Below are 12515 nucleotides of genomic sequence, written 5' to 3' on the forward strand. Positions count from 1 at the left end.
GCCCGTTTAACTGATCACAATCCCCTCCCCCGACAAACCATTCACCCCCACCAATGTCACCGAATCCTCGCCAAAGCTGATTACCGTATCGCCGCCCACCACCCTGGCGTGGTCACGATAATCGGCACTGCCCGCGATGTCGGTGAACACCAGCTTATCCGTCGGTTGATAGCCGATGACCCGGTCCTGGCCAAACTGCCCGCTGAATAAAAAAGTGTTATGCCCACTGCTGTCACGCAGCGTGTCGTTGCCCTTGCCGCCCTCGATAAAGTCGGCGCCTTTACCGCCCTGGATCAGGTCATTGCCGTCGCTGCCAATGATGAAGGTATCGCCCTTGTGCGGTTCGGCGTTGCGGTTGAGGTCCTGCACCCAAGTGGTGGCGCGGGCCGGGTCGGAGAGGTTGGCGACGATAATCGTCGAGTCGCGATTCATTTGCTCATAGAACCCGGAATCGAGGATGCGCGTCATGCCGTCGCCATACCCGGTGGGCAAGTGCGAGACCCAGGTCGGCAGGTTGACGATGGAAGACGGCAGCACGTTCCACAGCGTCGAGGCGTAGTGGTCGTTGAAGCTGACGATGTTGTCGGTGGTCGACGCGTGGGGCTGGTCATGCACGCCCAGCGACGACCCGTTGACGGACGAGCCATTCAGCGCACGGAAGACCGGGTCGTTTTCGTAGCCGACATTGAGCACCTTGTCACCGCTGCTCTGGGTCGGCGAGGCATAGGCCACGTACTTGGCGTCCTGGTAGAACCCCGCCCATTTACCCGCGCTCAGGTCGGCCATGCTGTTGACCGCCAGGCCGCCCAGGCTGTGGCCACTGACCACCACGTCGTGGCCGCTCAGGCCCTGGGCGCCGGCGTAGTCGGCAACGTGCTTGAGCAAGCCGCCAAAGGCCTCGCCGGCGTAGTTTTTTGCATAATCCTTGGGGCCGAACGCGGCGAGCAGATCACTGACCAGGTCGCCAATGGAGTCGCTGATCAGGCTTTCCCTGGGGCCGGATGTGCCGCGAAAGCCAATGCCGATTTCGAGCAATTTACCCGCGTCATCGTACTTGCCCAGCACCTCGACCTGGGCCGTGGTGTAACCGGCCTTTTCGCCAAAGAAGGTGCCCCTGGCGTCGACATTGCCCGAGTAGCCCAGGGTGCTGGCGCTGATGGGCGTCCAACCGGCCTTTTGCACGGCCTCCAACGCGGCTTTTTCCGAGTCGGGGTTCCAGGGCACACCGGGAATCACGCCTTGGGAATCGCTGCCGCCCAGTAACGCACCGACCAGTGTGGCGAGCAAGCCAAGGCCCAAACCGTTGTGCTGGTAGCCCACGGCAAAGCCGTTATCCAGGTTGTGGTAGCTATACAACGTAATCGCCATGGCATCGGCGAACAGCGCTTTGGAACCCTCGACCCCGAGGTTTTTATAGTCAAAGACAGCCATGCTGCATCCTCTTTTCTTATTGTTGGATACCGCCCCTTGCGGGGCGTTTGAACCTTCAGAACGCCCAGTCGAGGCTCAAGCCCACGCCGTGGACCTTCTCCTTGCCGGACAGCAAGCCGTTGTAGTCGAAATTAACCCGTGCCTCCTTGCTCAGCGCCAGGCTGGCGCGTGCGCCGACCAACGCGGCATCGCGCGTCATTGGCGTACTCTCGACCGCAAACGAGGGGCCGCCCGACGCGAACGCCAGGGGCTGCTGCGACGCGGTGCTGCTCAGGTTGTGTTGCCAGCCCAGGGTGCCCGACAGTTGCAGTTGCTGGTGGTCATTGACGTTGAAGGTCTTCAGGCCACGCACGCCCAAGGTGCTCAGCACCAGATCGCGGCGGTCATCGCGGCTTTTCAAGGCAGCGGCATCGCCCTTTTCGGTCACACCGTCGGTGTCCAGATGCACGTAGGCCAGGTTGGCGAACGGCTCCAGGGCCAGGGGCTGCAGGTTCACGCGGTACGCCGCTTCGCCGAATACCTGGGTGCTGCGTGCGTCCACCTTGGCTTTTTGTTTGCCGCTGACGTCACCGTATTGCAGGTCACGTTTGACGTCCGCGCGGTGCCAGCTGTAGGTGGCGCCACCGCTCAAGCGCCAGGCGCCGATTTCGTGTCCGGCGTAGGCGCCGAAGTGGTAGCTGTCGACGGCTGCCCGTGAATGCGTGCCGCTGCCCATATTCAGCGAGGTATCGCTGTAGCCCGCGACCAGGCCCAGGCGGGTGTCGTCGTCCAGCGCACCGTCGACCCCGGCCAGCAGGCCGCCAATCGAGGTGGTGTAGGCTGCCGTATCGCTGCGCCCATCGGATTTGCCCCAGGCACCCAGCGCCTTGACCCAGACGTTGCCGCGCGTGTCGACGGTCTGGCTGCTGGCACCCATTTCGCCGTTTTGCAGGCGTTCGCCCACCGCTTCGCGCAGGTAGCGGCTGTCGTTGACCAGCGCACTTTGCAGCGCCGGGTAGATTTCCCCGGTCAGTTGCTGGAACGCACCCTGCGCCGTGGCGACATTCGGTGCCAGCAGCAGGCTTTCATACACCGCATTGCCCGCGCCCAGTTGCTCGGCGGCGGCGGCCACGGCGCGTTGGTTGTCGGTGGCACCCGCGCTGGCGAAGCTGTTGGCCGTACGCGCCACAGCCAGTTGCACGCCGTTGGCCGCATAGTCCAGGTCACCACCGATAAACAGGTAGTTGGGCAATACCGCACCAAAACCACCGTTGATGCCGCCCGCGGCTTGCAGAATGGTGTACTGGCGGCCGATCAGGCTTTGGGCCTGTGCCGTGCTCAATAACGTCGGGCTGTTTTCCAGCGCGAGGGTTACGGTGTTGCCGTTGAGCGTCGCGGTTCCCCCGGCGACGATGCGGTCGCTGCTGGTGGGCGACAGTTCTACCGCATAGGTGGAGCCTGCTTCGAACGTTACGTCCCCTGCCACGTTGAGCGTGCCGATCGAATTACCCGGCGCCACCGTGCCGCCGCGTTGTGCCAGCAGCGAACCGATGCGCCCCGAGCCACCCAGCACGCCGCTCTGGCTGACGGTGACGTCGGAGGTGATCGAGCCATTGACCGCCAGCAGGCCCTGGTTGACCAGGGTCGGGCCGCTGTAGGTGTTGCTGCCGGTCAGTACCAACGCGCCGACGCCCAGCTTGGTCAGGCCGCCATGCCCCGAGATGTCGTTGCTCCACACATCCAGGCCACAGTGCACGTCGTTGCACAGGCGTTGGGTCGGCTTGCCGGCATCCACCACCGCGCCGATGCCCGGCAGGTCGGCGACGAACTGCCCACTGCCATACGCGCCATCGATGCGGAACTCGGCGGGAATATCCTCAGCGGTGATAAACATCCCAGGGCCGTTGACGGCCTTGCCCAGGTTGATCATGCCCCAGCCATACAGCGAGTCGATGCCCGGCGCGCCCAGGTCGGTGGCGGTGGTTTTGAGCAAGGTGGAAATCTGCTCGCCGCTCATATAGGGAAAGCGCTCCATCAACACCGCCGCACTGCCGGCCACATGCGGCGCGGCCATGGAGGTGCCGTTGAAGTTGGCCCAGTCGGTGGTGAGGTTCTCAAGGCTGGTGCCGTTGATCACCGAGCTATAGATTCTGGTTCCCGGCGCCGCCACACAAAAACTCGCGGCATACCCGCAGCGTGAGGAAAACGTGCTGATCACGTAAGGATTGGCGCTGGCGGTGTCCGGGTTCTGCTGCAATGCCGCGACCGACAGCCAGTTGGGGGCGATCTGCGGTACAAAATACGCCAGCCCCGAGATGGCATCGGGATTGTTGCGGTTGTAGTCGTTACCGGCGGCGAAGATGGTCAGCACGCCACTGCGGGCGGCGTCGATGGCGCCTTGATAAGCGCCGCCTGCCAGCGTACCGAGGATCGGCCGGATGTTATCGAACTGCGCCTGCGCTTCATTGACGGTGAAGTTTGGAAAGGCCGGGTCGCGACCGCCCTTGGCGTACTGGTCACCAATGCCGATGCCCCAGCTGTTGTTGATGATCCGCGCGCCGCTGGCGACCAAGCCATCCCAGCCCGCCTTGTACACCGCCCCGTCGTTGCCGAGGATGATCCCGTCCTCGGGCCCCGGATCGCCGTTCTCGGCGCTGATGATCTGCGCGTTGAAGGCCACGCCGTGCATCGGCCCGCCATCGCGGTTGCCGGCGGCAATACCACCGACGTGGGTGCCGTGGTTACCCAGCTTGCCGTTGGAACCCAGCGACGGCGTACCGTCATAACGAAACGCATCACCGGCTTTGACCGGAATATAGGGGTCGGTGTACTGGCGAATGCCCTCGGTGACAACCGTCACCACTTTGCCAGGGCTGGCGAATTCCGGGTGCTGGGCGTACACCGGCTGGTCGAAGATCCCCAGTTTGACGCCCTTGCCGGTATAGCCGGCGGCGTACGCGGTGTCCGCCCGCACGGCGCCCAGGCCCCAGTCGGCCTTGAACTCGGCGCTGCGCCAACTGGCCGCATCGCCCAGCTTGCCGGTTTCCACGTAGGGTGCGGCCTGGGCGGTACCCAGGCTTGCCAGGCAACACAACAACGCACCGTATGGCGCGCTGCGTTTGGCCTTGAGCGGGTAGCCCAAGGCGGTGTGGATGGCGGTAGTTAACCCTGACTTGCATTTATTCACGGTGACCTTCCTTAGTTTTCTTATTGCCGGTGTGTAAACACTTCCCACACTAGAACTGCCAGTTCAGGCTCAAGCCCACGCCTTGGGTTTTCGCGCGCTCGCCCAACTGCCCGTTGTAATCAAGGTTGACCCGCGTCGCCGGGCTCAGCGCCAGGCTCGCCTGCACGCCCACCAGCGCCGCATCCCGCAGCAACGGCGCGCTGCGCACCGCGAATGACGGGCCGCCGGCGACAAACGCCAGGTGCTCTTCGGACTCGACGGCGCTCAGGCTGTGTTGCCAGCCCAGCGAACCGGACAGTTCCAGTTGCTGGTGATCGTTGAGCGCCAGGGTCTTCAGCGCGCGCAGGCCGAGGGTGCCGAGCACGGTATCGCGTTGGTCACTGCCGCGTTGCAGGGCGGCGGCATCGCCCTTTTCGTGGAATGCATCAGTGTCCAGGTGCACGTAGGCCAAGTTGGCGAACGGCTCCAGCGTCAGGGGTTGCAGCGCGAGGCGGTAAGCGGCTTCGGTAAACAGCTGGGCACTGCGCGCGTCCAGCTTGGCCTTTTGCTTGCCGCTGACCTCGCCGTATTGCAGGTCGCGCTTAACGTCGGCGCGGTGCCAGCTATAAGTGGCGCCGCCGCTCAGACGCCAGGCGCCGATTTCGCGCCCGGCATAGGCGCCGAAGTGGTAGCTGTCGACGGCGGCCCGGGAATGGGTGCTGCTGCCCATGTTCAGCGAACTGTCGCTGTAGCCTGCGACTACGCCGACGCGGGTCTGCTCATCCAACGCACCGTCCACGCCCAGCAGCAGGCCGCCGAGGGCGGCGGTGGAACCGGCGGTTTCGCTGCGGCTGTCGGTCTTGCCCCAGGCGCCGAGCGCCTTGAGCCACAGGTTGCTCTGCGCCGTCGCCGCTTCGTCATGCAGCCGCTCACCCAGCGCATCGCGCAGTTGGCGGCTGTCGTTGATCAGTTGGGCACCCAGTGCCGGGTAGATCTCGCCGGACAGTTGCTGCAAGCCTTGCCGCGCAGTGCCCAGGGAGTCGGAGCGCAGCAGGCTTTCATACACCGGGTTGCCCGCGCCGAGTTGTTCGGCGGCATCGGCCACCGCACGCTGATTGCGGTTGGCCGCGACGCTGGCGAAACTCGCCTCATTGCGCACCACGTCCAGTTGCACGGCATTACCTGCGTAATCGAGGCGGCCGCCCAGGAACAGGTAATCGGGCAGTACCTGGCCAAATTGCCCCTGGATGCCGCCCGCCGCCTGAAGAATGCTGTACTGGCGACCGATCAGACTGTGCGCCTGCGCCGCGCTGAGCAACGTCGGGCTGTTTTCCAGGGCCAGGGTGACGTTGCCGCCGCCGAGGATGGCCTGGCCGCCGGCGACAATCCGGTCGCTGCCAGTGGGCGTGAGTTCCACGGCGTAGGTCGAGCCCGCGCCGAGGTTCACATCCCCCGCCACCTGCAAGGTGCCCACGGAATTGCCCGGTGCGACGCGCCCGCCACTGTTGACCGACAACGCAGCAATCCGCCCGGAACCGCCTAAGGTGCCGCTGTCGTTCACGGTTACCGCCGAGGTCAGCGAACCGTTGACGGCCAGCAACCCGCCGTTGACGGTGGTGGCGCCGCGATAGGTGCTGTCGCCGCTGAGTACCAGGGTGCCCGCGCCGGACTTGACCAGGCTGCCGACATAGACCCGATTCGCTGCAGCGCGGTCACGGGCCGTCCCCACGGCATAGTCCGTCTGGTCCTGCTGGCTGGCGCTAGCGCTCACGCCGTTTTGCCAGCCTTTGTCGATCAGGGTTTGCTGCCAGGCGGCGTGCTCGGCCGTATCCTCGGCCTGGCGTTGGATCAGGGCCTGGTCAGAAATGCCGTTGCTCCACAGATCGCCGCTCCCGGCAGCCAGATTCACGTTCATCGCGCCGAGCAATTGCCCCGGCCCGTGCATCGCCCGACCCAGGTCGGGCACGCCCCAGCCCACGCTTGCGTTGGGGGCCAGGGTGGTCGAGCCGTCGAGCTGGGTGGCGGTGGTCAGCAGCACCTGCAAGGCCTGCTCGTTGGTCATATAGGGGTAGCGTTCCATGACCAGCGCCAAGGCCCCCGTGGCATGGGGCGCCGACATCGAGGTGCCGGATTTCACTCCATAACCGCCATTGGGAACGGTGCTGTTGATCAACGCACCTGGGGTGGAAATGCACCAGTACTTGGCGATACCGCACTTGTTATATTTCTGGTTATTGGCTTTATCCAGCCCCGACACCGCCAGCCAGTGCCCTTCCAGCTCCGGCTGGAAATACGGCAGCGTCGAACGTACGCTGGCATTCGCATAGCCACTGTTGCCAGCGCTGAACACATTGATCACACCGGCCTTGGCCACTTGCGCCGCTGCGTCCAGCCAGGTGCCACGGTTGTAGTGCTGGGCATAGGCGGCATGCAGGTCGCCGAGGGTCTGGTAGCTGACATCCTTGGGCTGGCTGCCCCAGCTGTTGTTGATGGCGCGCACGCCGGAATCCACCAGGGCGCCGTACACCGCCTGGAAATACTTGGGGTCCGGGGTGGGACCGAACAGGAAGCTGTCGTTGGCGTTGGTGTTGCCCACGTAGACCTGCGCGTTATAAGCCACGCCGTGCATGCCGACGCCATCACGCGCGGCGCCCAGGGTGCCGGTGACGTGGGTGCCGTGGGAGTCGTTATTCGGGTTGAGTGCGCCCGTGGTACTGAACGGGCTGCCGTCCAGGTAAGTGCCGCTGGCGGTGACCGGGTGGAAGCGGTCCCTGGACGCCTCGGGGTGGCTGGCATCGAAGCCCGAGTCCAGCGCACCGATGTTGACCCCACTGCCGCTGATCCCGGCGGCGTAGGCCTGGTTGGCCTGCATGCGGTCCAGGCCCCAGTCGCTCAGGTACTCGGTGGAGCGCCAACTGGCGGGGTTACCGAGTTGACCGGTCTCGGTGTATTGCGCCTGTGCCGTCACGGACAAGAGCAACAAGGAACCTGCGGTAAACGGCTTGAAACGCGACACATCAGTGCTCATCAGAACCTCCGTTTGTTGTTATGGGCGTGTGCTCACGGGGCCAAAGGCCTCGTCCACCTTTGCCAGGTCGGTCTCACGCAGGTTGCCCGCGTAGTAATGCAATTTGGTCCAGGCCATCAGGTAGTCATAACGCGCCTGGGCGAGGTCGCGACGGGTGCTGTACAGCTGCTGCTCGGCGTTGAGCGCATCGAGGTTGACCCGCTCGCCGCCGAGGATGCTTTGCTGGGTCGACACCACCAGCGCTTCGGCCGAGGCCAGGGCCTTCTGGTAAGCGCGCAACTTGCTCACGCCGGACAGGCAAGCGCTGAACTGCCGACGCAATTCGATCAGGGTTTCGCGGGTCTTGCCCTCCAGCTCATATTCGGCCTGCTCCATGGCGCGGCTGGCCTGACGGGTTGCGGCCGAGACGCCACCACCGGCATACAGCGGCACACTCACTTCCACGCCGATGGTGTTGGTGTCGTAGCGCTGGTTGTAGGTGTTGCCGCTGTCGGACTCCTGCTGGCGCGAACTGGCGTAGGCCGTGACCTTGGGCAGGTGCCCGGCGCGATTGCGTTCCACCTCATAGCGCGCCACTTCCAGGGCCTGGCGTTGGGACGCAAGCGTGGGGTTGCTGCTGAGCGCCAGTTCATGCCAGCTGTCGTAGTTGGCCGGGCTCAGCGTAAACGCCGCAAAGCCCTGGTTGAGCGGTGCCAGGTCGTGGATGTTGACGCTCTGCACGCCGATCAACGCGCCCAGCTCTCTTAACGATGCGTCCTGCTCATCCAGCGCCTGGATCTCTTCGGCGGTGGCCAGCTCATAGCGCGACTCGGCTTCGAGAATATCGGTGCGGGTGCCCTCGCCTTGCTGGAACAGGTGCTGGTTCTGCTGGAATTGCTGCTCGAAGGCTTTCTTCTTGGCGCGGGCGATGTCGATCTGGTCCTGGGCAAACAGCGCCTGGGTGTAATAGGTCAGCACGCGCACCAGCAGCGCCTGGCTCTTGTCGCGAAAACTTTCGTCGGCAAACAGCGCCTGGGCCAAGCCCTTGCGGTAGTTGGCGTAGGCTTCGTAGTCGAACAACGGCTGTTGCAGGCTGAAGGTAGAGCCGTAGCTGTTGTAGTTGCGGTCGTCGCGGTAGCTGCCGCCGCGCCCGTCCGGCAAGTGCGCCTCGGAGTTGTTACGACCCTTGTTGTAGTTGTACGACAGCTTGGGCAGCAGGCCGGCGCGGCCGATGGTGCGGTTTTCCAGACCGGCATCGCGCTCCTTGATGGCCCCAAGGAACACCGGATCGTTGCGCAGGGCTTGCTCGTACACATCGAATGGGCCCATGGCCGCCTGGGCGCTGGCACAACTGAACAGCAGGGCAATGAACACAGGTTTCATGCTCATTCCTCGGTCAACGCGGAGCCGGCGCGGTCGAGCAGCGGCTTGAACAGGTAATTGAGCAGCGAGCGCTCGCCGGTACGCACGAACATCTCGGCGGGCATGCCGGGCTTGATCACCAGGCCGTGGAGTTTCTCCAGGGCGGCTTCGCTGACCGTGGTGCGCAGCACGTAGTACGGCGCGCCGGTTTTCTCGTCGAGCATCTGGTCGGCGGAAATCAGGCTGACCTCCCCTGGCACCCTTGGTGTGCGGCTCTGGTTGAAGGCGGTGAAGAGGATGTCGACCGGCAGGTGGGTGCCGACCTTGTCCACCAGATGCACCGGCAGGTGCCCTTCGACTTCCAGGCGTGTGCCCTGGGGTACGATTTCCAGCAGGGTTTCGCCGGCACGCACCACGGCGCCTTCGGTGTGCACACCGAGGTTGACGGCGATACCGTCGGCCGGGGCGTTGATTTCACTGTGCTGCAGGTCGAACCCGGCCGAGGTCAGTTGCTGCTCCAGGGTCAGGCTGCGCAGTTGTGCATCGGCCAGTTGGCTGCGCACTTCCTTCTGATATTCCTCGCTGTGCTGCTGCAACTTGAGCCGCGACTCGAGGATGCCCTGCTCTACCCGGCCGCTTTCGCCGGTGTTCTGTGCCAAGTCCTGTTGCACCTGGGACAACTGGCGCTGGTATTCCATCAAGCGATTGCGCGGGATGTAGCCGTTGTCGGCCAAGGGTTGCAGGTTATTCAATTGGTCACGCAGGGATTGCGCCTGGGCGGTCAGGTCACTGCGGGCGCGGCGCATGCCATTCAACTGCGCCGAAGCGCCGTCGATATTCGCGCGAATACCGGCTTGTTCACGGGCAAAGGCTTCGCGGCGGCTGCTGAACAGTTGGCGCTGGCCTTCCAGCACCAACGCCAGGGCCGGATCGGGATTGGCGCTCAGCTCGGCCGGAAAGGTCACGCCGGCCTGGTTGTCACGCTCACTCTGCCAGCGTGCCACACTGGCCCAGGCCATACGGTACTGGGCCTGCAACGACTGCACGTCGGCCTGGTTCTGGGTCTGGTCAAGACGAAACAGCGGCTGGCCCTGCTTCACCCGCTCACCCTCGCGCACCAGAATGCGGCTGACCACGCCGGGGCTGAGGGTTTGCACAGCCTTGCGCTTGCCGGACACCACCACTGTGCCCTGGACCGGAATGCCCTGGTCCAGGGGCGCCAGGCTGGCCCAGAGGAAAAAACCGCCGGCGCCGACCACGGTCAGCCACCAGCCTACGCGTACGAAAAACCGCGCGTCACGTTGTGCAAATGTAAGGCTGCTCATGCGCCTGGATTCCTTCCGGCTTGATACTGACGACTGAAACTGACGCCCGGTTTTTCCTTGGGCGCTTGCTGCTGGCCGGACAACGCACGCAGCACTTCCTGGCTCGGCCCGAAGGCTTGCAAATGCCCATCGCTCAACACCAGCAACTTGTCGGCCTGGGCCAGCGCCGAGGAGCGATGGGTGACCAGCACCACGCTGCTGCCCTGGGCTTTCATCTGCACGATGGCACCGGCCAGCGCGGCTTCGCCGACGGTGTCGAGATTGGAGTTGGGTTCATCCAGCACGATCAAGCGCGGCCCGCCGTACAGTGCACGGGCCAGGGCCACGCGTTGTTTCTGGCCGCCGGACAGACCGCCGCCGTTGTCGCCCAAGACGGTGTCGTAGCCTTGGGGCAAACGCAGGATCAGCTCGTGCACGCCGGCCTGCCGAGCGGCCTTCACCACCTGCTCCGGGTCGGCCTCGCGAAAGCGCGCAATGTTGTCGGCGATGCTGCCGCTGAACAGTTCGATGTCCTGGGGCAGATAGCCGATGTGCGGGCCAAGGTCGTCGCGGTCCCAGCGATGGATATCCGCACCGTCCAGGCGCACGGTGCCGGCCAGCGTTGGCCATACCCCCACCAGCACGCGGGCCAGGGTGGATTTGCCGGACCCCGAGGCGCCGAGCACGCCGAGCACTTCGCCGGCGGCGAGGTTGAAGCTGACCTGCTGCAAGGTCGCCAGACGCCGCCCCGGCGGGCCTGCGCTCACCTGCTCGAAACTCACCTGGCCCTTGGGCGCGGGCAAGGCCATCTGCTCCACGTGCGGCGGGAATTCGCGCAGCAAGTCATCCAGGCGCTGGTAGGCCAGCTTGGCCGAATTCCATTGCTTCCATACGGCGATCAGTTGGTCGATAGGGCTGAGTACCCGGCCCATCAGGATTGAACCGGCGATCATCATCCCCGCCGTCATCTCGCCACGGATCACCAACAACGCGCCCAGGCCCAGGACCAGGGACTGCAGGCACAGACGCAGGGATTTGCTCAATGAGGTGACCACCGAACCGGTGTCACTGGCGGTGTTCTGTAAGCCCAGGAACTGCGTATGCACGGCAAACCAGCGTTTGCGCAACGCACCGAGCATGCCCATGGCCTGGATGGTTTCGGCGTTGTGCAAATGACTGGTGGCCAGCTGGGTCGATTGCTGGGAGAAACCGCTGGCCTCACCCAGAGGCTTTTTGGTCAGGTATTCGTTCAGGCAGGCCAGGCCGATCAGCAGCAGCGCGCCGGCGCTGGCCAGTACGCCGAGCCACAGGTTGAACAGGAAAATCACCAACAGGTAGATGGGAAACCACGGCGCATCGCAGAACGCGAACAGCGCCGGCCCGGTGATGAATTGGCGGATATGGGTCAGGTCGCCCAGGGATTGCCCGGCATGCCCCTCGCCGCGTTGCAGGTTGCGTTCGAAAGCGGCCTTGTACACGCGCAGGTTGAAACGCCGTTCCAGCTGGCTGCCGATACGGATCACGATAAAACTGCGGATCGCTTCCAGGGTGCCAATAAACGCAAAGAAGCCCACGACCATCAGCGTCAACATCACCAGGGTGGTTTCGTTCTGGGAGGACAGCACACGGTCATACACTTGCAGCATGTAAATCGACGGCACCAGCATCAACAGGTTAATCAAGGCGGTGAAGCAGCCAATACTGATCAAGATGCTCTTGTATTCACCCAGCGCTTTGAATAACGGCGCAACAACAGGGGGCTTGGCCATATGTTTTTTATCTTCCTTGAACCAAATTGCGCGCATAAGCTGCCCGAGCCCCTGATACAGGCCGAACAACTAATAAAATCCAGTAATAAGCTTATAGCGATAACTAAGGCATTCGTTTTAGTTCAATGACGGCGCCGGTTTTGGCGCGGGCCTGATAGTCGCCACTCTTCTGGCGATTCAAGTGTGCAATGCCGCTGCCCTCGGCATTGAACAGCCAGATGCCGTCAGGTGTCGGCGACCAGGTCAGGGGTTTTTCTCCCAGCCATTGCTCGGCACAGGCCACATCGCCGCCCAGCGCATTCGCCTGTTCAAACAGGTCCAAGGCACATACCTGATCCTGCCGGTGCAACTGCCAATGCCCGGCCAACTGGGCCGTGGTGGGTAATACAAGACTGCTCGCCATTGCGTGGGCTCCTGCCGACACGAACATCACCTGCAACCCGCAGGCGATCACATTGAAAAAACGCTGCATCTTCACGCTCCCTCGTGCAGGCGCG

7 protein-coding genes are annotated in these 12515 nt (G+C 63.8%); all 7 read right to left on the minus strand.

Features of this window, described 5'->3' with window-relative positions; genetic code table 11:
- Positions 1-6: 6 nt before the first annotated feature.
- Complete coding sequence (locus tag V6M90_RS19865; protein WP_332847004.1) at positions 7-1431, minus strand: polyurethane esterase; 1425 nt, start codon at positions 1429-1431, stop codon at positions 7-9.
- A 55-nt stretch (positions 1432-1486) separates the two neighbouring features.
- Positions 1487-4597, minus strand: coding sequence for an autotransporter domain-containing protein (locus V6M90_RS19870; protein WP_332847005.1), 3111 nt, complete (start codon positions 4595-4597; stop codon positions 1487-1489).
- Positions 4598-4646: 49 nt separating this feature from the next.
- Positions 4647-7604: an autotransporter serine peptidase EprS gene (gene eprS, locus V6M90_RS19875; RefSeq protein WP_332847006.1), complete on the minus strand. Its 2958-nt coding sequence runs from the start codon at positions 7602-7604 to the stop codon at positions 4647-4649.
- A gap of 18 nt (positions 7605-7622) precedes the next feature.
- Entirely contained in the window at positions 7623-8966 is a 1344-nt protein-coding gene (locus V6M90_RS19880) for a TolC family outer membrane protein (protein ID WP_003174008.1), read from the minus strand.
- Between the two features lie 2 nt (positions 8967-8968).
- A complete protein-coding gene (locus V6M90_RS19885) occupies positions 8969-10270 on the minus strand; it encodes an HlyD family type I secretion periplasmic adaptor subunit (protein WP_141064689.1) in 1302 nt (433 codons plus the stop codon).
- On the minus strand, positions 10267-12018 hold the full coding sequence (locus V6M90_RS19890) for a type I secretion system permease/ATPase (protein ID WP_332847007.1): 1752 nt from the start codon (positions 12016-12018) through the stop codon (positions 10267-10269). Before V6M90_RS19890 ends, V6M90_RS19885 begins: the two co-directional genes overlap by 4 nt.
- A 103-nt stretch (positions 12019-12121) precedes the next feature.
- Positions 12122-12490, minus strand: a complete 369-nt coding sequence (locus V6M90_RS19895) for an AprI/Inh family metalloprotease inhibitor (RefSeq protein WP_003174011.1) — start codon at positions 12488-12490, stop codon at positions 12122-12124.
- Positions 12491-12515 lie beyond the last annotated feature (25 nt).

The sequence above is a fragment of the Pseudomonas lactucae genome (assembly GCF_036688725.1).
GTDB classification, from domain to species: Bacteria; Pseudomonadota; Gammaproteobacteria; order Pseudomonadales; family Pseudomonadaceae; genus Aquipseudomonas; species Aquipseudomonas lactucae.